Raw genomic sequence first — 23,221 nt, forward strand, 5'->3', positions numbered from 1 at the left:
TGTCCGTGCCGATGCACGTCCACGACAAGCTGGGGAATGACGAACATGACGACGCCGGTTTGCCAAGAAGCGGTCAACCTCGTGAAGCATTTCGAGGGTCTCTACCTCAACGCCTATCTGTGCCCGGCGGGGGTGCCGACCATCGGCTACGGCCACACCGCCGGGGTCGAGCTGGGGCAGAGCATCACCTCCGCCCAGGCCGACGGTTTCCTGCAGTCGGACCTGACCTCCGCCGCCGCCCAGGTGGACAAGCTGGTCACCGTCGCGCTGAACCCGGACCAGCGCGGCGCGCTGGCCTCCTTCGTGTTCAACCTGGGGGCCGGCAGCCTGCAGTGCTCGACCCTGCTGCGCCTGCTGAACCAGGGTGACTACGAGGGTGCGGCCGGCCAGTTCGGCCGCTGGGTCTACGCCACGGTCAACGGCGTCAAGACGCAGCTCCCAGGTCTGGTCAAGCGCCGCGCCGCCGAGGCCGACCTGTTCGAAAGCTCCACCACGCCGCTGCCCCAGGCTTCGGTCAGCACCGCCACGGGCGCGTGAACGGGAGACGCAAAGTCCCTCTCCCGCCTCGGGAGAGGGAAGGGTGAGGGTGATGCCAAGGATCAGCGCCTGATCCTTGTGCGACCCTCACCCGCCCGCTTCGCGGGCACCCTCTCCCGGGGCGGGAGAGGGAAAGAACATTCCCCTCACCCTTTCCGCTGGCCGGTCAGCCGCAGGCCGCGGTCGATCCATTGGGCGGTCAGTTTTTCCTGGACGGCGTTCTGGCGCAGCCGCTGGTTCAGGTTGGCGAAATCCACCCGGTCCAGGCTCTGGTCCTGGTTGAAGCAGGAGAAGACCACCGTCTCCTCCCCTGTCGCCGGGTCGGTGTGCCGTTGCAGGCACTGGGCGCAGATCTCCTTCATCATGCATTGCATGGGGGAGTTGATGGAGCCGATGGCCGCGTGGCCAGGCTTCAGGTGGGGCTTCAGCGCGCCGTGCCGGGCCGCCCCCACCGCCGCCATCATGCGGTCGGAGCCGATGGCGACGATGCGGTCCACCGTCTCCAGCGGAATGTCCGCCGGCCCCAGTTCGCCCGCCGCGTAAGCGCGCATGGCCTCCACGATGTTGCCCACGAAAGTCCGGTCGCCGGGGCGCGACGGGGTGAAGCCCGGCGCCTCGTCGCAGCACCAGACGACGCGGTCGGCGGCGGCCTCGATCTGTTCGGTCTTGTAACGGTCCTCCATCCGCTTGTACCCGGCGAAGTAGACGACCCGGTTGCCGCGCGCCCGGCAGGCCTGCCCGATGGAGAACAGCACCGCGTTGCCCAGCCCTCCGCCGACCAGCGCCACCGTCTCGCCCTCCGGGATCTCGGTCGGGGCGCCGGTCGGCCCCATCACCACCACCGGGTCGCCGGGCTTCAGCAGGGCGCAGAGGTCGGACGAGCCGCCCATCTCCAGAACGATCAGGGAGAGCAGCCCCGCCTCCTTGTCCACCCAGGCGCCGGTCAGGGCGAGCCCTTCCATGGCCAGCGTGGTCCGGCCGATCCGTTGCGCCAGCGTTTCGAAATTCTGCAGCCGGTAGAACTGTCCGGGTTCGAAACGGCGCGCCGCGGCCGGGGCCTTCACCACCACCTCCACGATGGTCGGGGTCAGGCGGTTGACGCTGTGCACCAGGGGCCGCAGCTCTGCGTTCAGGCGCCGCACCAGAGCCTCCGGCGTCACGGAGCTGGGCGCTCGGCGGGCCAGCGCGCGGCTGACCACCGGATAGCCGCGCTTCGCCCCGCCCATCGCCTTCACCACATTGCCGGCGAAGGACGGGTGCAGGTCGCCGAAGAAGCTGAGGAACCGCCCGTCCGGCGCACGGGCCATCAGGACCTGCGCCTGGGCCGGCTTGGCCTGCCGCTCCGGCGTCACCGGCCGGCCGTCCTCGTCGATGGCGCGGAAGCAGCGCCCGTCCAGCTCCACCCACTCCGGCTCTTCGCGGGCCAGGACGGTGTTCGGCTGGGTGCCGGCGGCGACCAGGATGGTGCGGGCGGGAAGCCGCGCGTCCACCGCGGCGGGCGCCACCACCCCGTCCGGCCCGACCGGGCTGATGGCGAGGTGGATCGCCCGAGCGGCGCCCGATTCGTCGATCTCCACCCCGCGCGGGGCGGCGCATTCCAGGAAGCGGATGCCTTCGGCCAGACCGTGCGCCACCTCCTCGTGGTTCAGCGTGTAGCTGGGGCTGTCGATCAGCCGCCGGCGGTAGGCGATGGTCGAGCCGCCCCAGGTTTGCAGCAGCGCCGTGACGCGCGGCTCGCGCCCCTGCTCCCCCGCCTCCAGGCGCTCCGCCCGGATGGCGTGGGCGTGGGCCAGGAACTCGTCGGCAAGGTCCGCCTCGTCGGGCGTCCAGCGGGCGCGCACCGCCGCCTCCCCCCGCTCGGCCGCCAGGACCTCGTAGCGGGACAGGAACTTCTCGACCTGGACCGGGTAATAGGCCAGCGCCTCCGTCGCCGTGTCGATGGCGGTCAGGCCACCGCCGATGACCACGATGGGCAGACGGACCTGGAGGTTGGCGATGCTGTCCGGCTTGGCCGCCCCGGTCAGTTGCAGCCCCATCAGGAAGTCCGAGGCCTGCCGCACCCCGCGGGCCAGCCCGTTCGCCATCGGCACGACGGTCGGCTTGCCCGCCCCCATGCACAGGGCGATGTGGTCGAAGCCCAGCCCCAGCGCCCCGTCGATGGTCAGCGTGCCGCCGAAACGCACCCCGCCGATGATCGTCATGCGCGCCCGGCGTTCCAGCAGCAGCCGGATCACCTTCAGGAAATTCTTGTTCCAGCGCACGGTGATGCCGTATTCGGCCACCCCGCCGAAGCCGGCCATCACCCGCTCGTCCAGCCGGTCGTAGAGGTCGCGCACGTCGCGGATCGGCCGGAAGGGCACCCGCGTGCCGCTGGGCAGGACGCCGGAGAGGTCGGCGGGCAGCGGCTCGATCTTCAGCCCGTCGATGCCGACCACCGTGTGGCCGTCGTTCATCAGATGGTGGGCCAGCGTGAAGCCTGCCGGCCCCAGCCCGGCCACCAGCACCTTGTACCCGCTGTCCGGCCGCATCAGCGGGCGGCGCAGGTCCAGCGGGTTCCAGCGGGTCAGCAGGCTGTAGATCTCGAAGCCCCAGGGCAGCTCCAGCACGTCCTTCAGCGTGCGGGTCTCCGCCTGCGGAATGTCCACCGGCTCCTGCTTCTGGTAGATGCAGGCCTTCATGCAGTCGTTGCAGATGCGGTGGCCGGTGGCCGCGCACATCGGGTTGTCGACCACCACCACGGCCAGCGCCCCGACCGGCACGCCCTCGGCCTTCAGCGCGTGCATCTCGGAAATTTTCTCTTCCAAGGGACAGCCGGCCAGCGCTACGCCGAAGGCGCTCGTCTGGAACTCCCCGGTCTTGCGATCGCGCAGCCCCTTGGAGCAGCTGTCCTTGCCCTGGTTGTGGCACCATATGCAGTAGTTGGCCTCATCCAGCGCCCCGGCCAGATCGGTACCGGGATCGGTCAGGTGGAAGCCCTGGCGCTCGCGGCACGCCTCGTCGGGCAGGCGCATCATGGTGACGCCGTGCCGTTCCACGGTCTCCACCGGGACGAGACGCAGCGGGTCGGTGCGGTGCGGCACCTGGAACAGCACGCCGCCGCCATGCCGGGCCCGCCCGGCCTCGCTGAAGACCGCCCAGGCGGCGTATTGGGCGGCGCTGTCGAGCTGGTCGGCGTGGGCGGCCTCGTCCTCCATCCAGGCCAGCACCTGCCGGGCGAAAGCGGCCTCGGTCAGCGGGCCGCCCAGCCAGTCCTCCAGCCTTGCGGCCAGTTCCGCCCCGTCGAGTGCGGCGACCGCCTCCGGCTTCACCGCCTTGGCGGCGCGGCGCTGAACGAACAGCCGCTTGGCGGTGTAGAGCGGCGCCAGCTCGGTGTGGCGGGCGCGCAGTTCGTCGAGCGCGGCACGGACGCCGAACAGGTCGCCGATGAAATCCTCGGCGTGGGGGGCGAGCGCGATCAGGAGGTCGCTTTCCGCCCTCGCCTCCAGCCGGTCGGGCTGGGCGCGGGCGGAGAGCAGCCGGTTGGCGAGCGTCAGGTCCGTGTCGGACAGCCGGGCGAGGAAGGCGCGGTCGAGCCGGGCCAGCCCGTCCTGCCCGTAAAGCTCGTGGAACGACAGGCCGAAGCCGAGGGTGAGGTCCGCCATCGCCGCCCCGCATCCGAAGCCGTTGGTAAGACTGATATTTGTAACACCCGCGGCGCGCCGCCTTCACCCGAAACCGGTGTCGCCGGCCACGGGGTAACCCGTGTCCGTTTGACGCAGCCGGGGCCGCACCCCACATGAGCCGAAAGCCCCTATCCCGCCGGAACCTTTCCGCATCATCCGGAGCCGCCCGTCCGTGACCGACATCACCGCCCCCGCCCTCGCCGGGAAAGACGTCCGCGACCCCGCCTCCACCCGCCCCATCGCCTATTGGCTCCTCGTCTGCTGCGGCATGGTCTTCGCCATGGCGGTGATCGGCGCCATCACGCGCCTGACCGAATCCGGCCTGTCGATGGTGGAGTGGAAGCCGCTGATCGGCATCCTGCCGCCCCTGTCGGAAGCGGAATGGAACCGCGTCTTCGGCCTCTACCAGACCACGCCGGAGTTCCGCATCCACAACGCGGCGATGGATCTGGCGGCCTTCAAGCAGATCTTCTGGTGGGAGTGGTTCCACCGCTTCTGGGGCCAGCTGATCGGCTTCGTCTTCCTGATCCCCTTCCTGCGTTTCTGGGTCAACGGGCGCATCCCCGCCGACCTGTGGCCGAAGCTGGCCGGGCTGTTCCTGCTCGGCGGGCTCCAGGGGGTGATCGGCTGGTACATGGTCAAGAGCGGTCTGGTCGATCGGCCCGACGTCAGCCATTACCGGCTGGCGCTGCATCTCGGCACGGCGATCGTGATCTACGGGCTGCTGCTGCGCACCGCGCTGGGAATTCTCGACCCGCTGCCGCTGGCCGGCTGGGCGACGGAGTCGGGCCGGCTGCGCAAGCACGCGCGCTGGGCGCTGGGGCTGACCGGAGTCACCATCGTCTGGGGCGCCTTCGTCGCCGGGACGGACGCCGGGCTGGCCTACAACACCTTCCCGCTGATGGCCGGCCACGTCATACCGCCGGAGGTCGCCAACCTGACGCCCTGGTGGATCAACTTTTTCGAGAACACCGCGGCCATCCAGTTGACGCACCGTGTGCTGGCGCTGCTGACCGGGCTGGTGGTGCTGGGGCTGGCCTTGCGGGTGTGGGTGGCCCGCCTGCCGGGCCGCGCCGGGCGGGTGGCGCTGCTGACCGCGGCGATGGTGCTGGTGCAGATCGGGCTGGGCATCGCCACGCTGCTGAGTTTCGTGTGGATACCGCTGGGCGCCGCCCATCAGGCGGGGGCCATTCTGCTGGTGTCCGGGCTGGTCTGGCTGCTCCACGAGCTGCGACCGGTGGGCGTCCCGAAGTGCTGAGCCGTCCAACTCCCTCTCCCGCCCCGGGAGAGGGTGGCGCCAAAGGCGCCGGGTGAGGGTCGTCCGAGGATCAAGGGGCTGATCCTTGCCCGCACCCTCACCCTTCCCACGCCTGCGGCGCGGGCCCCTTCCCTCTCCCGGGACGGGAGAGGGGTTTTCCACGCACCTCAATCGTGCTTGCGGATGAACTCCCGCACCGCCGGCATGATGCTCTCGCGCCAGCGCCGGCCGTTGAAGATGCCGTAATGGCCGACGCCCTTCTGGAAATGGCGGGCGCGCATGTCGTCGGGCAGCGAGGCGCAGAGCCGGTGCGCCGACTCGGTCTGGCCGGGGGCGGAGATGTCGTCCAGTTCGCCTTCCACCGTCATCACGGCGGTCCGGCGGATCGCCGCCGGCTCCACCTTGCGCCCGCGCGACTCCATGGTGCCGTTGGCCAGCGCATGCTTCTGGAACACCGTCTCGATGGTCTGCAGGTAGAACTCCGCCGACAGGTCCATGACCGACAGGTATTCGTCGTAGAAGCGGCGGTGCTGCTCCGCGGAATCACCGTCGCCGCGGACGAGGTGGCGGAACAGGCCGACATGCTCCCCGATGTGGCGGTCCAGGTTCATCGACATGAAGCCGGAGAGCTGGATGAAACCCGGATAGACCTGCCGGAAGCCGCCCGGATAATAGGCCGGGACGGTGGTGATGACGTTGCGCTCGAACCAGGACAGCGGGCGGGTCGCCGCCAGCTTCACCGGCGCGGTCGGGTTGGCCATCGGGTCGATGGGGCCGCCCATCAGCGTCATGGAGCGCGGCTGCACCGCCTCGTCCCCCGCCGCCATCAGCGACACCGCAGCCAGGACCGGAACCGCCGGCTGGCACACCGCGATGACGTGGGTCTGCGGCCCCAGGATGCGGATCAGCTCCGCCACCGTGTCGATGTAGTCGTCGAGGTCGAACCGCCCGCGCGCCAGCGGCACCAGCCGGGCGTCGATCCAGTCGGTGACGAAGACGTCGTGGTCGGCCAGCAGCGCCGCCACCGTGCCGCGCAGCAAGGTCGCGTGGTGGCCCGACATGGGGGCGACCAGCAGGACGCGCGGCTGCGCCGGGGTGCCCTCTGGCTTGGCGAAGTGCAGCAGGTTGCAGAAGGGCTGGCGGTGGGCGATGCGCTCGGTGACTGCCACCGTCTCGCCGTTCACCACCGTGGTCTTCAGGCCGAATTCCGGCTTGGGGAAGCGGCGGGTGGTGCGCTCCAGCAGTTCCGCGCCGGCGGCCATGGCGCGGCCGACGCGGGTGTAGGACACCGGGCTGAACGGGTTCTGGAAGGTGTGCTGGGTCGCTTCGGCCAGGAGGCGCATCGGGCGCAGAGCGGCGTGCTGCAGATCGTAGAGATGGTAGAGCAACATGTCCTCGCTTCGGCGGTTGGTCCCACGCCCGGTCGGCTGGGTGTCGTCATTGGTCGGCCGTCATTGGTCGTATGACCAACCGATAGATTGGCCAGCCCTTATCCGGAAGGTCAATAGCCGACACCCGTTCTCGGGCAAAAAACTTACATGGGAAACAGTCAGCCACACGAAACAGACCGCGCAATGCTGCACTGCAAAGGAGGCAAGGCCGAAGGATCAAGCCCAAAGAAGAAGGCGCGCCCGCGGAACCGCGCACGCGCCTTGCAGCCAACAGGGGCCCGGATGCCCCAGCGGGAATATCGGTTATGGCACCGCCACGGTGGCGCGCACCGGCAGATGGTCGGACGCGCGGCGCGTCAGCACCGTGCGCACAACCTCGTAGGACGGGATGGTCAGCCCGTTGTTCACGTAGATGCGGTCGAGCCGCAGCGTGGGCATCCGCGCGTGGAAGCTGCGCGGGCTGGCCCAGTCGGGGAAGGCCTCGGCCAGCTTGCGCAGCCGGGGGGAGTTCGGCGCCCATTCGTTGAGGTCGCCCATGAACAGGGTCGGCAGGGCCGGCTGTTCCTCCAGCCGGTCGACGATGGCGCCAACCTGCCGCGCCCGCTCCCACGGGTCGAGACCGAGATGGGCGACGATGATGCGGACCGGACGCCCCTCCACCTCGACGATCACGTCGATGCCGCCGCGCGGCTCCCGCCGCCCGACGCTGAGGTCGATGGGCTCGCATTTCAGGACCGGCAGCCGGGTCAGGATGGCGTTGCCGTAATGGGCGTGGGCGTTGTGCTTGGTCGGGCCGGCGTGGGCCTTCAGCCCGGTCGCCCGTTCCAGGAAGGCGAACTGGTCCAGCCCGGATTCGCCGCGGTGGTGCCAGCCGACCTCCTGGAGCCCGACCAGATCGACGTCCAGCTCCTTGATGACCTCGGCGATGCGGTCCGGCGCGAAGCGCGCGTCCAGCCCGACGCAGCTGTGGATGTTCCAGGTCGCCACACGCAGCGGCGCCATGCCCTCCGGCACCGGGCCGCTGCGGCTGTCGACGCGGCGCTTCGGACGGCGGACGCGCGCGGCGCGCAGCGCGGAGGCGATCCGCTGCACACGCTCTCGGCTGAATCGGATCACCGCTGTTGGTCTCCCCTCGCTATTTCTCCGGTGGCCGGCCCGGTGGTCCGCCGTCTCACCCCCAGGGCCCGCACCAGCCGGTTGCCGGCCCAGCCGAACCCCAGCGCCGTCACCGCCGCCAGCCCCAGAAGAACCATGTCGGTGGGCGTCGGTTCCGTCAACACACGCTCAAGCTGGTGCCCGAGCAGGTTGAAGACAAGGATTCCCGGCGCCATCCCCAGGACCGTCCCGAACAGATAGTCGGGAAACCGGATGCGGGAAGCCCCCGCGACGAGGTTCACCACGGTGAAGGGCGCCACCGGCACCACCCGCAGCGCCGCCATGGCCAGCACGCCGCGCTCGCCGAGCGCGTCGCTGGCCCGTCGCACCACAGCACCACCGTAGCGCTCGATGGGGCGCCGGCCGGTGAGCCGCCCCACCCAGAACAGCGCCGCGGCGGAGGCCAGCACCCCGGCCAGCGCGGTCGGGAAGCCCATCCACGGCCCCAGCGCGATCGCCGTCGCCGCGATCAGCAGCAACACCGGAAACAGCACGAAGCCCCCGGCGACATAGAGCAGGATCAGCCACAGCGGCCCGAAGGCCGACTCGCGCAGGTGCTCGAACGCGTCCAGAACGGCGTCCAGCGTCGCCCAGTCGCGCAGCGGCGTGTGGTTCCACAAGCCCCACACCCCGCCGACCACCGCCAGGATGACACCCAGCGCCAGCCAGTGGTGGCGCCGCGGGATGCGCGACGGCAGGACACGCCACACGATGTCCGCCGCGTTGACCGGACGTTCGGGGTCGAAGAGCATGGAATCGGCGACGGCGGCGGCCAGCAGGCCGGGATCGGCGTCCTCCAGCGGCTCCAGCGTCCGCGCGCCGGGCCGGCGCAGCGCCTCCACCGTGCGGATGAGCGAGCCGGAGCGGCGCAGTTCCGCCGTCACGCTTTCCGGCGCCACCCCGAGATGTTCGGCGATCAGGTCGTCGCGCACCCCGGCGATGGCCTGCCGGGCCTCGCGCCCCTCCACGCGGCCATGCGGCGCCTCCAGCGCCAGATCGCATTCGGTGTCCAGCCCCATCGACCGGTTGTTCAGGTTGGCCGAGCCGATGCGCAGAAGCCGGTCGTCCACCACCATCACCTTGGCGTGGATGGTGATGCCGACGCTGCCGGTTTTGGCGCTCTCGGTCTTGGCGATGTAGAAGCGGAAGCGCCCGTTCCGGTCGGCCTCGCGCAGTTCCTTCACCAGCCGGGCGCGGGCGCCGAGCATCACGGTGTTCTCCAGCCAGCTCGACGTGCGGGCGGAGTTGACGACGACCACCTCCGGCCCGTCCGGCTCGGCCAGCCGCGCCTTCAACGCCTCGGCCACGGCGACCGAGGCGAAATACTGGCTCTCCATGTAGATGAAGCGCTCCGCCGCGGCGATGGCGGTGGTGTAGAGCGCCTCGACCTCCCGCACCTCGGCGCGCCCGTTGTAGCCGGGTTCGGTGCGCGCGATGCCGACCGGCATGCTTTTGAACAGCGGGACGAGCTGTTGCGGCCAGGGATCGGGGCTGTCCGGCCCGGCCCGGCGCGCCTTCAGCCGCAGCCGCCGGGGACGCTTGCCGTCGGCAAGGCCGCCGCCGCCGCCGGGGACGTCCATGGCGGGCGGCGACAGCACGCAGCCAGTGGCGCGGCGCCAGCGCTCGCGGAACAGGTCGCCCAGCGCGCGGGCGGCGTCGCCGTCCACCGCCATCATCACGTCGTGGAAGGGCTCGTAGGGGGTGCCGTCCGGCTGGCGGCGCAGCGGCTCGTCGGCGCGATGGGCGCGGGTGTCCCAGCGGTTGGCGGTGATGTCCAGCCCGCCGCAGAAGGCCAGGCGGTCGTCGATCACCAGCATCTTCTGATGGTGGCAGGCCCCGGCGGGGTGGTCGCCGTCCAGCCGGTACTGGAGCCGCGGATGGCTGAGCCAGCCGCGCAGGAACAGCGGCTGCGACCAGCGGGCCAGATCGAACAGCTCCGCGAAATCCCACTTCAGCACATGGATGGTCAGGTCCGGGCGGGTCGCGGCCAGCCAGTTCAGCAGATTGCCCAGCTTGTCGGGGCGGCGCGGGCGGCGCGTCTGCGGGGTCAGCCGGATGCGGGCGTCGAAGTCCCAGGCGGTCAGGTAGATGCTGCGCCGCGCCTGCCGCATCGCCGCCTTGGCGAGCGCGAAATAGTCCTCGGCATCGACGATGACCCCGACCCGCTCCGCCCGCTCCACCCGCCAGCAGGTGCGGCCGGGCACCAGCAGCGGGTCCGCCGCCGCACTGGAAAGCGCCATGGTGAGCGTCGGGTCCGGCGGCGTGGGGAGGGAGGGCTGGTCGGGCATGGGACGCGGCTGGACCGGGGTTCCTGCGGGGATCGGCATCGGGGGTTCACATATGGTGCGTCCGGGACGGGCTGCGACCGGCCAGGAAGGCGGATGCCCGAACAACACCGCAGCCGCCCAACCCTCCCCGCCCCCCGCCGAGAGGCGAAATTCCATTGCCCGACCGGCCGGGACCTGGGTACCGTCAGGAGGAATCCATTCGTGCCCGTCCTTGCCCCGTGACCCGCTTGTTGTGAGCCGCTTGTCCGTCACTCCACACAATCCGCCCGTCACGGCCGCCCGCTCCCGGCGGGGCCGATGCTGAGCCTCGTCCTGCGCCGGGTGCTGGCCGCGGTGCCGGCCCTGCTCGGCCTCGCGCTCGCCGCCGCCGTGGTGGCCGCGCTGGCCGGACCCGGCTGGGCGCCGGCGTTGGGCGCCGCGCTGGCCGCCCTGCCGGCGACGCTGGCGCTGGTCCTGCCGGCGCTGGCCTTGGGGACCGGGTTCGGCGCCCTGCTCGGTGTCATGGGCGGGGTGGGCGCCGTCCTTGGCGGGGTGGGTCCGGCCATGCCGGGCTTTCTGCTGGCCGCGGTCTTCGCCGCCTCGCTGGCGAAGGCGCCCGTCCTGCTGGGCCTCGCCGCCCTCGCCCTGCCCGCCGCCGCCCAGGCCGCGACGCTCGCCGACCGGGCGCGGGCCGGGGCGGAGGACACGGTTCTTCTGGCGGCGCGCGGGCGGGGGATGGACGGCTCCGCCCTGCTGTGGCGGCTCGCCCTGCCGCTGGGGCTGTCGGCGGCGATGGGCGGCCTGCGCAGCGCCGTGGCGGGAACGGTGGCCGCGGCGGTGGTGGTGGAAAGCCTGTTCGGAAGCGGCTTTTCCGGCGCCGGGCGGCTGTTCGTCGAGGCGGCGCGCGCCGGGGACACCGGCATGGCGGTCGCGGCGCTCGCCGGGCTGTGCGGCCTCGCCGTGCTGCTGGGCGCGCTGGGCGGCGCGCTGCACGGCTGGATCGACCCGCGGGCCCGGATGGCCTGATGCACGAACCCGCCGGCACCGACTCCCGCACCGATCCACACTGGCGCGACGGCCCCTGGCAGAAGGCCGGGCAACGCCTGACCGCGCACCGGCCGGCCGCGGCGGGGCTGACCGTTCTGGCGGCGCTGATGCTGGCGGTCGCGGCCGGCCTCGTCACCGGGGGCGGCCCGGTGGGGGCGGCGTTGGCCGCCGGGCACCAGAGCCTGACCTTCGCGCTGCTCGCCGGGCTGGGCGGGGCCGCCCTCGGCCTGCTCTGGGGAGGCGCCGCGGTGGCCTTGGGCGAGCGGGCGGAGCGGGCGATGATGGCGCCCGCCATCGCACTGACCGGCCTGCCCCTGGCGCTGGTCCTGCCGCTGGCCGGCGGGCTGCTGGGTCCGGGGCGCGGGCTGGCGCCGATGGCCGTGGTGACCGCCCTGATCGCCGCCCCGGCGGTGGCCGTCGTCGCGCGGGACGAACTGCGCGCCCTGCTGCGGCGGGAGTTCCTGAGCGCCGCCCAGGCCGCCGGGCTGACCGGCGGACGCCGGCTGCGCCGCCACACCCTGCCCAACGTCATCCTGCCGCTCGCCGCCGCGGCCTGGACCGCCCTTCCCCGCGCCCTGATGGCGGAAAGCCTCGCCAGCCTGCTCGGCCTCGGCCTGCCGGAGGGGGTGACCGGCTGGGGAACCGCCATCGGCGCGGCGGCGCGGACGGGCGACGCCATGGCGCTGGCCGGGCCGGCGCTGTTGCTGGCGCTGACCCTGTGGGCGCTGCACGGGGTGGGCGACGGGATGCGGCTGGCCTTCTCCACGACCGGAGGGCGCCGGTGAGCGGATCGGGAGAGCGCGCGCCGCTGCGGGTGGAAGGGCTGTCCCTGCTGACCAGCCGCGACATTCTGCTCGACCGGCTGAGCTTCGCCGTCGAGCCCGGCGAGGTGCTGGCCCTGTCGGGCGGCGCCGGGGCCGGCAAGACGCTGCTGCTGCGCGCGCTGGCCGGGCTGGCCCCGAAGGGCGTCACGGTGCTGGGCGACATCCGCATCCAAGGACGGCGCATCCTGGTCACCCAGGACGGCGCCCTCGACCCGCTGCGCCCGCTCGGCGCCCAGTTCACAGACCTGCTGGCCCACCAGTCGGGGCTGGACGAGCGCACCGCCCTGCGCCGCGCCGCCGAGGCGCTGGAGCGTTTCCAAGTGCCCGCCGCGGCGCGCCGGCTGGCGCTCCACCCCCACGAGCTGGGCGAGGCGATGCGCTGGCGGGCCGCGCTGGCGCTGGCCATGGCGGCGCAGCCGGCGCTGCTGCTCGCCGACGCCCCCGCCGCCGCGCTCGACCCCACCCAGCGCGTCCGCCTGCTGAACGACCTCGCCGCCTGGACGCGCGAGGCCGGAACGGCGCTGCTGCTAGCCGGGCGCCCGCAACCCGATCCAGTCCATTCCGGTCTGGCCGACCGCCGGCTGATCCTGGCCCAAGGGCGCCTGGAAGCGCCGGAGGAGGAGCCCACCCCCGCCCCGTCCCCGGTGGAACCGGCGCCCTCCGGCCCGCCCATCCTGTCGGTGCGCGACCTGCGCGTCGCCTTCCCGCTGGGGCGGAGCTGGCGCGGCGAGGAGCGCTGGCTGACCGTGGTGGACGGCCTGTCCATCGCGCTGGCCGAGGGCGAGACGCTGGCCCTGCTCGGCGAGACGGGCAGCGGCAAGTCGGTGCTGGCCCGCGCCATCCTGCGGCTGGTCCCGCCGGTCGGTGGTCAGGTGTCCTGGCTGGGGACCGACCTCGCCGCCGCCCCGCCGGAGGCGATGCGCCGGGCGCGGCGGGACCTGCAAATCCTCTTCCCCGACCCGCTGGCCGCCTTCGACCCGCTGATGACCATCGGCGCGCAACTCGCCGAGACGCTGGAGTCGCTGCGGCCCACCCGGTCCGCCGCCGACCAAGCGGCGTGGCTGGCCGAGGCGCTGGAGGAAGTCGGGCTGCCCTCGGCGGTCCTCGACCTTTATCCCGGTTCGCTCCGTCCCGCGGAGGCGGCGCGCGCCGGTCTGGCCCGCGCCCTGCTGCCGGAGCCGCGCCTGCTGGTCTGCGACGAGCCGGCGGCGATGCTCGACGGGGCGGAGCGGGGCGACTTCCTGGCCCTGCTGCGGGCGATCCGCCGCCGCCGCCGGCTGGCCCTGCTCTACGCCACCCAGGATGCGGCGGAAGGCCTGGGGGTCGCGCGGCGGGCGCTGGTGCTCCTGCTCGGCCGGATCGTCGAGGCGGCGGACAGCGCGGTTCTGGCCGCCGGGGCGCGGCACCCCTACAGCCGCGCGCTGATCGCGGCGGCCCGCCTCGCCCGCCCGGCGTTGCACGGCGATCCCCCATCCCCGCTGCGCCCGCCGACCGGCTGCGCCCTGCGGCTGCGCTGCCCGCTCGCCCATGACGGCTGCGCCCAGGTCCCGCCGTCGCTCGATACCGTGGCGCCGGGCCACCGAGTCGCCTGCCATGTCGCGCATGACGACGCGCAAGACGGCGCCCAGGTTGGCGGAAGAGCCCCGTAACCCCCTGTCCGGAGCCCGCCGGCGCCTTGGACCCGGCGCCTTGGGCATGGCCGCAATTCCGTCCCAAAAAGGTCTGAAACTGCGCGGGTTGGCAAGGAGGCGGGCACGGGATAACGTCCCCGGCCTTCACTGACGCATTGCCGAAATCACGGAAAAGGACAGGGATGCTTCGCGCACGCACCCGGTGGACGGTCCCCTGCATGGGCGCACTCGCCGTCCTTCTGCTGCTTCTCACCGGCCTCGCCGCGCCGACGCTGGCCGCCGGCCCCGTGCCGGGCGCCGCCATGCCGGCCCCCGCCGCCGCGGCCCCTGCGGAACCCGCCGCCTCGCCCGATCCGACGCCCGAGCAGATGCAGGCGATGATCACGACGCTGGAGGACCCGGCGGCCCGCGCCCGGCTGGTCGAGCAGTTGAAGGCGCTGGTCGCCGCGCAGAAGGGGCTGGAGCAGGCCAAGGCCGAGGAGGCCCCGGCGGCCAGCACCCTGCCCGAGACCATCGGCGCCAGCGCCCTGTCCTTCCTGGCCGAGCGCATGGACGTGCTGAGCCGTCAGCTCGTCCAGGTCGGCAACGTGTTCAAGGAGCTGCCCGGCGCCATCGAATGGGCGAACCGGCAGATGGTCGACCCGTCGGCCCGCGACCGCTGGGTGCAGATCGCCATCCAGCTGACGATGATCCTGACCGCGGGTCTGGCGATCGGGCGCTTCGTCGGCTGGCTGCTCGCCCGCCCGCGCAACGCGCTCGCCGCCCGGCGGGGAACCACGGTCCTTGTGCAGTTTCCACTGCTGCTCGGCCGCGCGCTGCTGGAGTTGGCGCCCATCGCCGCCTTCATCGTCGTCGCCTACGCCATCCTGTCGGTCAGCGAGCCGGGGCCGCGCGTCCGGCTGGTCGCGCTGGCCGTCATCAACGCCACCGTCATCCTGCAAATCCTGCTGGTCGCCGCCCGCATCCTGATCTCGCCCTTCGCGCCCTCCCTGCGGATGGTGCGGATGGGCGACGCCAACGCGCTGCGCCTCTACCGCTGGGTCCGCCGGCTGGCCGCGGTCGGCGTCTACGGCTATTTCCTGGCGGAGGGCGCCTATGTGCTGGGCCTGCCGCTCGGCGCCTACGGCGCGCTGCTGAAGCTGCTGGGACTGGCGATCGCCGGCATGCTGATCGCGCTGATCCTGCAGAACCGCCGCATCGTCGCCGACTGGATGCACGGCAACCCGCTGTCCGGCGACGGCGACCCGGCGGCCACCGCGGAGCGCGAGTCGGAGGGCCAGGGCGCCGTCCTGCGCTCCGCCCGCCGCCGCTTCGCCGACGTCTGGCACGTTCTGGCGATCGTCTACGTCGTGGTCACCTTCGGCGTCTGGGTGCTGAACGTCTACGGCGGGTTCGAGTATCTGGCCCGCGCCACCGGCATCACCATCCTGGTCGCGGTGGTCGCCCGGCTGCTGGTCAACGGCATCAACCGCGGCCTGCGCCGGGGCCTGCGCATGGTCCCGGAAAGCCAGGGCGCCCTGCCGCCGCTGAAGGACCGCGCCTCCCTCTACCTGCCCTTCCTGCACCGGGCGGTGAAGACGGTGATCTGGGTCGGCGCGGCGATGATGATCCTCTACGGCTGGGGCTTCGACACGCTGGCCTGGACGGACACGCGGCTGGGCCAGCGCATCCTGCGCAGCACGGTCACCATCGGCCTCCTTCTGGTCGGCTCCATCGTCGCCTGGGAGGTGGTCAGCGCGATGATCGAGCGCTTCCTCGCCTCCACCGACCGCAACGGCACGCGGATCGAGCGCAGCGCGCGGGTGCGCACCCTGCTGCCGCTGCTGCGCAACGCCTTCCTGATCGTCCTGGTCACCATGGTGTCGCTGATCACCCTGTCGGAGCTGGGCGTCAACATCGCGCCGCTGCTGGCCGGTGCCGGTGTGGTCGGTCTGGCCGTCGGTTTTGGATCGCAGACCCTGGTCAAGGACATCATCACCGGCCTGTTCATCTTGTTCGAGGACAGCATCTCCATTGGCGACGTGGTGGATGTGGGCGGCGGCCATTCCGGCTCGGTGGAGGCCATCTCCATCCGCTCGATCCGGCTGCGCGACGGGTCGGGCGCCATCCACACGGTGCCCTTCAACTCGGTCAGCACCGTCAAGAACATGTCGAAGGACTTCTCCTACGCCCTGTTCGAGGTGCGGGTCGCCTACCGCGAGGACCCGGACCGCGTGATCGAACTGCTGAAGGACATCGGTGCCAGCCTGCAGTCCGACACCCAGTTCGCGCCCGACATCATGGGGCCGCTGGAGGTGATGGGCTTGGACAAGTTCCAGCCCGACTCGACCCAGCTCATCACCGCGCGCTTCAAGACCCGTCCGACCAAGCAGTGGGGCGTCTCGCGCGAGTTCAACCGCCGCATGAAGAAGCGCTTCGACGAGCTGGGGGTGGAGGTGCCGACCGGCTCCATGCAGCTCATCGTCGGCGGGAACCATCCCGACCGCGCGCTGGCCGAGGCGCTCAGCCAAGGTTCTTAAAGAAGGCCGGAGCTGGTAACAGAAACGGTCGGCCGGGGGCTGGTCTACGCCTCCGGCCCGCCGCGCTCCAGGACCGCGACGAAGGCGTCGACGACGCGCGGGTCGAAATGCCGGCCCGACTCGGCGCGGATCAGATCGACCACCGCCGCCAGCTCCCACGCCTCTTTGTAGGGGCGGCGGTGCAGCAGGGCGTCGTAGACGTCGGCGACCGCCACGATGCGGCCCGACAGCGGGATGGCGTCGCCCGCCAGCCCGTGGGGATAGCCGGTGCCGTCGAACTTCTCGTGGTGGCTCTCGGCGATCTCCGCCCCCATCGACAGGTAGCTCCGGCCACCCACCGGGCCGGCGGCGTCGCGCAGGATGCGCCCGCCGATGGTGGCGTGCTCGCGCATCCGGGTGATTTCCTCGGGGTCCAGCTTGCCGGGTTTGCGCAGGATGCGATCGGGAATGGCGACCTTGCCGACGTCGTGCAGCATGCTGGCCAGCCCGATCAGCTCGCAGAAATGGTCGTCGGCATCGCCGCCGCAACTGCCACGCGCCTGGAGTTCGCGGGCGATGGCGGTGGCCCAGCGGCCGATGCGCCGGACATGCTCCCCGGTGACCTCGTCCTTGTACTCGGCCAGCTTGCCCAGGGCGTGCACCGTGGCGATCTGGGCGAGGTGGAGCTGCTCGTAAAGCGACACGTTGTCGAACCCGACCGACATCCGGGAGCAGAAGATTTCCACCAGCCGCCGCTCAACGTCCGGCAAGCCGCCGTGCCCGCCGATGAACAGCGCGCCGGGGCCGGGGCTCCGCGTCTGGAACAGCGCGACGCTGTGGTCGTCGCGGTGCAGGCTGCGCCCCCGGGCCAGGGCGGCGGCGATGTCGGCGCAGGCCGCCTCGGGCAGCACGGCGCTGACCGGCCGGCCCGTGGCATCGGCGAAAACGCCGGTACCGCACAGCACCTCCGCCTCCCGGAACCGGCCGTCCGGCACCAGGCCTTCCGGATGCGGGCCTTCCGAATTTAGGCCGGGCGGCACAGCGCATAGGAAGGCGCCCGTCGCCCGCGGCAGCAGGGCGGCGGCCCGCTCCACCACGCCGAGGGCGAAGCGGTCCATGCAGCGCTGCTCGAACAGGGCGCCGGCGGCGTCGACGATCGTCTCCAGCCCCTGCCGGTTGCGCTCGATGGCGTCGATGTGCTGGTAGGAGCGCAGGGCGGCCACCGTGGTGGTGAACAGCTTCTGGGCGGTCAGCTCGCTCTTGGCCTTGTAGTCGTTGATGTCGTAGCTGACGATCACCTGCCGTTCCGGCGCCTGCCCGGGTTGGCCGGTGCGCAGGATGATGCGGACCCGCCGGTTGCCCAGCACCTCGCGGATGTGGTGGACCAGCCGGAGGCCGGCATCCTCCGTTTCCATCACCACGTCGAGCAGGACGGCGGCGATGTCGGGATGGTCGTTCAGGATCGCGCGCGCCTCGCCCCCCGAATGGGCGGACAGGAACAGCAGGCACCGCCCGTCGAAGGTCACGTCGTTCAGCACCACGCGGGTGATCGCGTGCACCTCCGGATCGTCGTCGACGATCAGCAGCTTCCAGGGAGCGGCAGCGGGGCCGGACTTTGCGGATGACGGGTCGGGAGCGTCCTCGTCGGCGAACAGCAGGTCGTCGTCATCGTCCTGGCCCCAGCCCTGGATGTCGGACATCGCCGCTCCCCGCCCCGCTCTGCCAAGCTGCATAGCTACAATTCGATTCTCTTTTTCAACGTTTGCCACGGTTCGTGTCAACCACGCTGGTGCCTTCACACACACGGCCGCAGGCGGAGAGGGACTGCGACGCTTTGTCCTTCCCCGTTGCGACTACCGCCAAAGCGCTTTTCCCGGCGCGAGTGGAGGGGTTGCGGCCCGCCCCGAACGGAGGATCATAGGTAGAAAGGTGTGAGGCTGAAAACAATGCGGGAACAATGGGGGCAGGCCATGATACCGGACGCTTGGGACATCGAATTGCGTGAAGGGGCCATCGGCGTGGCCCGTCATCTGATCGAGACCGGATGCGTCCGGTACGACCCGGACCATCTGTGCCGCCACGGGTCGGGGCTGGTCAGCCCGATCCATCTGGAGGGGCGGCGGCTGCTCTCCTACCCCGCGGTGCGCGACGAAGTGCTCGACTTCGCCCTGCGGATGATCGGGCAGGAGATCGGCGATGGCGAGTTGGACGCCATTGCCGCCGCCGAGGGGGCCGGCGTCCCCTGGGCTGCGCTGCTCGCCGACCGTCTGGAGCTTCCCCTCGTCTTCGTGCGCAAGGAGGCGCCGGAGGGCCGGCAGGAGTACAAGCACCGGATTGAAGGACGGGTGGAGCCGGGTTGGCGCGTGCTCCTGGTCGAGCAGATCGCCGCCGACGGCCACCGCAAAGCCCGCTTCGCCCAGCCGCTGAAGGAGGCGGGCTGCGACGTGCGCGACCTGTTCGTCCTGTTCCAGTACGGGATCTTCGACGAGATCCAGGAGCATCTGGCGCCGCTGGGCATCACGATGCACGCGCTGGCGACCTGGTGGGACGTGCTGGAGGTGGCGAACCGCGGCCATTACCTGGACGCGCAAGCCCAGGGGGAGATCCACGCCTTCCTGCACGACCCCAAGCGCTGGACCGCGGAGCATCAGGTCCACCGGACGAGCGGAAAGGCGGCTTGAGGCCGGACGTGCGCTGCTCCGCGATCGGACCCTTTCCGGTCCGGGACCAGGCCAGCGGCGCATCTTTGCGGCGCGTCAACCGACACCGGGCGGATCGCGGTTCCGGCTGTGGTCCGGCCCGTTTCCGCCTCCCTCTGCAAGGAGGGCGGCACTCGCACGGCGTTTATGGCGGCGGTCGAGCGTCGCGGAAGAGGGGCAACGGCTTCAGTCGGTCCCGGCGTCGGCCGCAACGGTGCTGTCCGCGGCCGGGCGGGCGGGCGCCCGGTCCACGAAGGGCCAGCGGATGTAGGCGTAGAGCCACATCGCCAGGATGTCCGCCCCGTTGATCAGCAGAACCAGCGCCCACAGCGGGCTGCGCCCGCCCTTGGCCAGCACCCAGCCGCCGAAGATCAGCTTCAGCATCAGCAGGATCGCCATGACGAGGTTCGCGGTCCACGGGTCGGTGGACATGATCGCCGCCCAGGGCTGCCAGTAGACGGCGTTGAGCAGGCCGACCGCGGCGTCGAGCATCTCCATCACGCGGCCCTCCGCGCCTTGCGCGGCCGCGCCGGCCCGTCGACCAGGACGCGCGCCGGCCAGCGCCGCACCGTCAGCAGCCCCAGCACGCCGACCAGCCCGACCACCGGCACGAAGATCACCAGCGCCCACCAGGGCGAGAAGCCCGCCCGGCGGAAGATGCGCATCAGCGGCCAGACCGCCGCCGCGTTGAACAGGAACAGGATCAGGCCGGGATCGACGGCGAACTCAGGCACGGAGCACTCCCAGGGATAGGTCCGGCCTTATCCGGCCAGCGCCGCGTCCTTCTCGGCCAGCACCTTCTCGATGGCGGCGCGGTCGGCGGCGGACAGGCGGACGGACGCGCTCTTCAACTGGCCGCAGGCGGCCATGATGTCCTCGCCGCGGGTGGTGCGGACGGGGCTGGCGTAGCCGGCGTTGTTGACGATGTCGCCGAAGACCTGGATCGCCCGGTCGGTCGAACGCTCGTAGGGGGCGCCCGGCCAGGGGTTGAAGGGGATCAGGTTGATCTTCGACGGGATGCCCTCCAGCAACTTGACCAGGGCGCGGGCGTCCGCCGGGCTGTCGTTGACGCCCTTCAGCATCACGTACTCGAAGGTGATGCGCCGCGCGTTGTTCAGGCCGGGGTAGGTGCGGCAGGCGTCCATCAGCTCCTTCAGCGGATATTTCCGGTTGATGGGCATGATGATGTCGCGCAGCTCGTCGGTCACGGCGTGCAGGCTGACCGCGAGGTTGACGTTCAGCTCCTCGCCGCAGCGCTTCATCGCCGGGACGACGCCGGAGGTCGAGAGCGTGATGCGGCGCTTCGAGATCGAGATCCCGTCGCCGTCCATGACGATCTTCAGCGCCTTGGCGACGTTCTCGTAGTTAAAGAGCGGTTCCCCCATCCCCATCATGACGATGTTGGAGATCATCCGCCCGTCCGGCGGCGCCGGCCATTCGCCGAGCGCGTCGCGGGCCAGCATGACCTGCGCCACGATCTCCGAGGCGTCGAGGTTGCGCACCAGACGCTGCGTGCCGGTGTGGCAGAAGCGGCAGGTCAGCGTGCAGCCAACCTGAGAGGAGACGCAGAGCGTGCCGCGGTCCTCCTCGGGGATGTGAACGCTCTCCACCTCCTGCCCGTCGGGCATGCGCAGCAGCCACTTGCGCGTGCCGTCCACCGACTTCAGGTCGCGCACGACCGTCGGGCGGGCCACGGCGTAGCTTTCCGCCAGCTTCTCGCGCACCGGCTTGGCGAGCGTGGTCATCACCGCGAAGTCGGTGGCTCCGCGGTGGTAGATCCAGTGCCAGAGCTGGCGGGCCCGGAATTTCTCCAGGCCGACGGACAGCATTTCGGCTTCCAGCTCGTCGCGGGACAGGCCGACAAGGTTCTTGCGCCCGTCAGCGTCGGTCGCCGGCAGGGCAAAGGCAGCAGCATGGTTGGAGGCGCTCATGGCCCCCTAAATAGGGCCACGAGCGTCCGGAGTCAAAAGACGAAACGCGGGACGACCAAGTGAAAAGAGCAGCGCTGCTCAGCGCTTCACGCCGCAGGCCTGGTTGATCGCGTCGTAAGCCTGGGCGAAGCCGTCGGTGCTGTAGGTGTCGGTGGTCTTCGTGCCGCGGCCCGAAACACCCTTCACCACCATGGACTTGCCCTTGGCGTCGCGCATCGCGGCGGTGACGGCCTTGTCGGTGTCGGCGTCGCGCGCCCAGGCGGTCTCGCCGTCGGTGAACAGCTTGAAGGACTTGCCGGCCACGTCCACCGTGGACTCGCTGTCCTTCTTCAGGGGGTAGCCGACAACGAAGCTGACCACGTCCAGCGCCTTCTCCGCCGGGCGGTGGGTCACCAGCACGTAGATGTCCCCGCGCTTGGCCGCGGCGGGTTCCTTCTTCTTGGGCTGGCTGGACATGTAGCAGACCTTGTGCCCACCCTCGTCGAAGGCGAAGGCGTTCCAGTCCTTGAAGGTCCCCAGCAGGCGCGGGTCAGCGGCGGCGGCCGTGTTGACCGTGGCGGCGGCAAGAGTGGCGGCGAGGATCGGACCGGCCAGAAGCAGAGCGGCGCCGGCGGTGCGACGGATGGTGCGAATGGGCAACATCGGTTGGCGAAGGCTCGAATGGTTTCGCGGACGGGTGCGGGAGTGGGGCGGACCCTACCCCAATTCGGTGAAGCTTTCCAGGGCCACCGCCCCGTCCCGGCGGCGAAGTCACGGGTTGTCGCGAAGGCCGGTCCTGCAATCGATCGCTCGATTTCGTATCGAAAGCCGGTGATCCGATGGCCTGCGGGACGCGTAGAAGGCGCATTCGAACGCCCGATGGAACGCCGCAGCCCACCCATGACCCCCTTGGCCGCCCGAGCAGACGACCGCGCGCAGGACGCGGGGGAGCGCCAAACACGCTTTGCAGCGGGGCGCTCCGCGCACCATGTGTTGCGGGGCTTGCCATCTTGTGCAAAGCCCCCGAGTGCACAGACGGTGCCCCCGGAGACGTGCCCGAAGACGTGCCCGAAGACGTGGATGCAGGATCTCGGTTCCCCAGCCGCCGGTGCCGACCGGACGTTCGAAGACCTGCTGACCGCGGTCGGGCGGGACCGCGACCGCGCGGCCTTCGCGGCCCTGTTCGGCCATTTCGCCCCACGGTTGAAGGCCTATCTGCGCCGCCAGGGCTGCGACGCGGGTGGTGCGGAAGAATTGGTGCAGGACGTGATGTTGCTGGTGTGGCGCCGCGCGGAGACCTACGACCCGACCCAGGCCTCCGCCGCCACCTGGGTGTTCACCATCGCCCGCAACCGGCGGATCGACGCGCTGCGGCGGGAGCAGCGGCCGGAGATCGACCCCGCCGACCCCACGCTGGTGCCCGACCCGATGGAGAGCGCCGACGACGGGGTGGCGGCGCGCGAGACCGCCGGACGCCTGCGGGCCGCGCTGAAGACCCTGCCGCCGGAGCAGGCCGACCTGCTGCGGCTGGCCTATTTCGAGGACAAGCCGCACAGCCTGATCTCCGCCGAACAGGGCATTCCGCTGGGCACCGTCAAGTCGCGCCTGCGTCTGGCCATGGAACGGCTGCGCAAGGCCATGAGGGACTCCCGATGACCGTGCCCACCCACCATCCCGGCGACACCCTGCTGATCGACTATGCCGGCGGCGCTCTGGGCGAGGCGGCGTCGCTGATCGTGGCGACCCATCTGGCGCTGTGCCCCTGCTGCCGCCTGAACGTCGCCGAGATGGAGGCGGTCGGCGGCGCCCTGCTGGAGAGCATTGAGCCGGAGGAGGTCGACCCCGCCTGCCTGGAGACGGTGCTGGCCCGGCTGGACGACCTGCCGCCCTTGCCACGCATCCCCCGGCCCAAGCTCGTCTGCCAGCCGGCCGAGGTGCCGCTGCTGCCCGAACCGCTGCGCCGCTACGTCGGCAGCGACCTGTCGCGCCTGCCCTGGAAGCGGCTGATGCGCGGCATGGACTGCTACGACATCCCGCTGGGCTCCGGCTCCGGCGACGACTCGTCACGCCGCGGCAAGGCCCGGCTGATGCGGCTGGCGAGCGGCGTCGGGCCGCCCCACCACACCCACCGGGGGATCGAACTGACGCTGGTGCTGGACGGCGGCTTCACCGACGATCTCGGCCAGTTCGCCCGCGGCGATCTGTCCGTCGCCGACGACTCCGTGCGCCACCGCCCGGTGGCCGACGAGGAGGGCTGCCTGTGTCTGGCGGTGACCGACGCGCCGCTTCATTTCACCGGCGCGCTGGGGCTGATCCTCAACCCCTTCGTGAAGTTCTGAACG

18 protein-coding genes are annotated in these 23,221 nt (G+C 71.3%); 9 read left to right on the forward strand and 9 right to left on the reverse strand.

Annotation, left to right across the window (positions count from 1 at the left end; all coding sequences use genetic code 11):
• Positions 1-45 precede the first annotated feature (45 nt).
• Positions 46-537, forward strand: coding sequence for a lysozyme (locus tag FHW79_RS01990; protein WP_183177419.1), 492 nt, complete (start codon positions 46-48; stop codon positions 535-537).
• Positions 538-683: 146 nt separating this feature from the next.
• Here the strand turns inward: FHW79_RS01990 and FHW79_RS01995 are convergent, their stop codons facing one another.
• A complete protein-coding gene (locus tag FHW79_RS01995; protein WP_183177420.1) occupies positions 684-4,178 on the reverse strand; it encodes a pyridine nucleotide-disulfide oxidoreductase in 3,495 nt (1,164 codons plus the stop codon).
• Between the two features lie 193 nt (positions 4,179-4,371).
• Here FHW79_RS01995 and FHW79_RS02000 point away from each other — a divergent pair, with 193 nt between their 5' ends.
• A complete protein-coding gene (locus FHW79_RS02000) occupies positions 4,372-5,457 on the forward strand; it encodes a COX15/CtaA family protein (RefSeq protein ID WP_183177421.1) in 1,086 nt (361 codons plus the stop codon).
• 167 nt (positions 5,458-5,624) lie between these two features.
• On the opposite strand, the gene phaZ is transcribed toward FHW79_RS02000, so the two are convergent.
• The 3 genes from phaZ to FHW79_RS02015 form a co-directional block, all read right to left on the reverse strand.
• Positions 5,625-6,845, reverse strand: coding sequence for a polyhydroxyalkanoate depolymerase (gene phaZ / locus FHW79_RS02005; RefSeq protein ID WP_183177718.1), 1,221 nt, complete (start codon positions 6,843-6,845; stop codon positions 5,625-5,627).
• A 306-nt stretch (positions 6,846-7,151) separates the two neighbouring features.
• Positions 7,152-7,964, reverse strand: coding sequence for an endonuclease/exonuclease/phosphatase family protein (locus FHW79_RS02010; protein ID WP_051658011.1), 813 nt, complete (start codon positions 7,962-7,964; stop codon positions 7,152-7,154).
• Positions 7,961-10,330: a VTT domain-containing protein gene (locus FHW79_RS02015; protein ID WP_183177422.1), complete on the reverse strand. Its 2,370-nt coding sequence runs from the start codon at positions 10,328-10,330 to the stop codon at positions 7,961-7,963. The genes FHW79_RS02010 and FHW79_RS02015 overlap by 4 nt, the downstream gene beginning before the upstream one ends.
• A 258-nt stretch (positions 10,331-10,588) precedes the next feature.
• On the opposite strand from FHW79_RS02015, the gene FHW79_RS02020 reads away from it, so the two are divergent.
• From FHW79_RS02020 to FHW79_RS02035, 4 genes are all read left to right on the forward strand, one after another.
• Positions 10,589-11,296, forward strand: a complete 708-nt coding sequence (locus FHW79_RS02020) for an ABC transporter permease subunit (protein ID WP_183177423.1) — start codon at positions 10,589-10,591, stop codon at positions 11,294-11,296.
• Positions 11,296-12,102 (forward strand): ABC transporter permease subunit, encoded by an 807-nt coding sequence (locus tag FHW79_RS02025; RefSeq protein ID WP_183177424.1) that lies wholly within the window; start codon positions 11,296-11,298, stop codon positions 12,100-12,102. The genes FHW79_RS02020 and FHW79_RS02025 overlap by 1 nt, the downstream gene beginning before the upstream one ends.
• The gene (locus FHW79_RS02030) at positions 12,099-13,790 is read left to right on the forward strand and encodes an oligopeptide/dipeptide ABC transporter ATP-binding protein (protein WP_183177425.1); all 1,692 of its coding nucleotides are present in this window, start codon (positions 12,099-12,101) and stop codon (positions 13,788-13,790) included. The genes FHW79_RS02025 and FHW79_RS02030 overlap by 4 nt, the downstream gene beginning before the upstream one ends.
• 200 nt (positions 13,791-13,990) lie before the next feature.
• Positions 13,991-16,291, forward strand: a complete 2,301-nt coding sequence (locus tag FHW79_RS02035) for a mechanosensitive ion channel domain-containing protein (protein WP_247884121.1) — start codon at positions 13,991-13,993, stop codon at positions 16,289-16,291.
• A 44-nt stretch (positions 16,292-16,335) separates the two neighbouring features.
• Here the strand turns inward: FHW79_RS02035 and FHW79_RS02040 are convergent, their stop codons facing one another.
• On the reverse strand, positions 16,336-17,970 hold the full coding sequence (locus FHW79_RS02040; protein ID WP_183177427.1) for a response regulator: 1,635 nt from the start codon (positions 17,968-17,970) through the stop codon (positions 16,336-16,338).
• A 270-nt stretch (positions 17,971-18,240) separates the two neighbouring features.
• Between FHW79_RS02040 and FHW79_RS02045 the strand changes: the two genes are divergently transcribed.
• Positions 18,241-18,951 carry a phosphoribosyltransferase family protein gene (locus FHW79_RS02045; protein ID WP_183177428.1) on the forward strand — a complete coding sequence of 237 codons (711 nt, stop codon included), beginning with the start codon at positions 18,241-18,243 and terminating at the stop codon, positions 18,949-18,951.
• A gap of 204 nt (positions 18,952-19,155) precedes the next feature.
• Here FHW79_RS02045 and FHW79_RS02050 read toward each other — a convergent pair whose 3' ends face one another.
• From FHW79_RS02050 to FHW79_RS02065, 4 genes are all read right to left on the reverse strand, one after another.
• Positions 19,156-19,467 (reverse strand): hypothetical protein, encoded by a 312-nt coding sequence (locus FHW79_RS02050; RefSeq protein WP_183177429.1) that lies wholly within the window; start codon positions 19,465-19,467, stop codon positions 19,156-19,158.
• On the reverse strand, positions 19,467-19,703 hold the full coding sequence (locus FHW79_RS02055) for a hypothetical protein (protein WP_183177430.1): 237 nt from the start codon (positions 19,701-19,703) through the stop codon (positions 19,467-19,469). Before FHW79_RS02055 ends, FHW79_RS02050 begins: the two co-directional genes overlap by 1 nt.
• A gap of 27 nt (positions 19,704-19,730) precedes the next feature.
• The gene (gene rlmN, locus FHW79_RS02060; RefSeq protein WP_094301544.1) at positions 19,731-20,900 is read right to left on the reverse strand and encodes a 23S rRNA (adenine(2503)-C(2))-methyltransferase RlmN; all 1,170 of its coding nucleotides are present in this window, start codon (positions 20,898-20,900) and stop codon (positions 19,731-19,733) included.
• 78 nt (positions 20,901-20,978) lie between these two features.
• Positions 20,979-21,542: an invasion associated locus B family protein gene (locus FHW79_RS02065; protein WP_183177431.1), complete on the reverse strand. Its 564-nt coding sequence runs from the start codon at positions 21,540-21,542 to the stop codon at positions 20,979-20,981.
• Positions 21,543-21,959: 417 nt separating this feature from the next.
• On the opposite strand from FHW79_RS02065, the gene FHW79_RS02070 reads away from it, so the two are divergent.
• Entirely contained in the window at positions 21,960-22,535 is a 576-nt protein-coding gene (locus tag FHW79_RS02070) for a sigma-70 family RNA polymerase sigma factor (protein ID WP_183177432.1), read from the forward strand.
• Positions 22,532-23,218 (forward strand): ChrR family anti-sigma-E factor, encoded by a 687-nt coding sequence (locus tag FHW79_RS02075; RefSeq protein WP_183177433.1) that lies wholly within the window; start codon positions 22,532-22,534, stop codon positions 23,216-23,218. Before FHW79_RS02070 ends, FHW79_RS02075 begins: the two co-directional genes overlap by 4 nt.
• Positions 23,219-23,221 lie beyond the last annotated feature (3 nt).

Source organism: Azospirillum sp. OGB3 (assembly GCF_014192915.1).
GTDB lineage: Bacteria > Pseudomonadota > Alphaproteobacteria > Azospirillales > Azospirillaceae > Azospirillum.

Coding starts and splice junctions, on each gene's coding strand:
- FHW79_RS02040 (WP_183177427.1), bottom strand. CDS start 17,970: ATGTCCGACATCCAGGGCTGGGGCCAGGACGATGACGACGACCTGCTG.
- FHW79_RS02035 (WP_247884121.1), top strand. CDS start 13,991: ATGGGCGCACTCGCCGTCCTTCTGCTGCTTCTCACCGGCCTCGCCGCG.
- FHW79_RS02070 (WP_183177432.1), top strand. CDS start 21,960: ATGCAGGATCTCGGTTCCCCAGCCGCCGGTGCCGACCGGACGTTCGAA.
- rlmN (WP_094301544.1), bottom strand. CDS start 20,900: ATGAGCGCCTCCAACCATGCTGCTGCCTTTGCCCTGCCGGCGACCGAC.
- FHW79_RS01995 (WP_183177420.1), bottom strand. CDS start 4,178: ATGGCGGACCTCACCCTCGGCTTCGGCCTGTCGTTCCACGAGCTTTAC.
- FHW79_RS02015 (WP_183177422.1), bottom strand. CDS start 10,330: ATGCCGATCCCCGCAGGAACCCCGGTCCAGCCGCGTCCCATGCCCGAC.
- FHW79_RS01990 (WP_183177419.1), top strand. CDS start 46: ATGACGACGCCGGTTTGCCAAGAAGCGGTCAACCTCGTGAAGCATTTC.
- FHW79_RS02025 (WP_183177424.1), top strand. CDS start 11,296: ATGCACGAACCCGCCGGCACCGACTCCCGCACCGATCCACACTGGCGC.
- FHW79_RS02020 (WP_183177423.1), top strand. CDS start 10,589: ATGCTGAGCCTCGTCCTGCGCCGGGTGCTGGCCGCGGTGCCGGCCCTG.
- FHW79_RS02050 (WP_183177429.1), bottom strand. CDS start 19,467: ATGGAGATGCTCGACGCCGCGGTCGGCCTGCTCAACGCCGTCTACTGG.
- FHW79_RS02075 (WP_183177433.1), top strand. CDS start 22,532: ATGACCGTGCCCACCCACCATCCCGGCGACACCCTGCTGATCGACTAT.
- FHW79_RS02065 (WP_183177431.1), bottom strand. CDS start 21,542: ATGTTGCCCATTCGCACCATCCGTCGCACCGCCGGCGCCGCTCTGCTT.
- FHW79_RS02045 (WP_183177428.1), top strand. CDS start 18,241: ATGATACCGGACGCTTGGGACATCGAATTGCGTGAAGGGGCCATCGGC.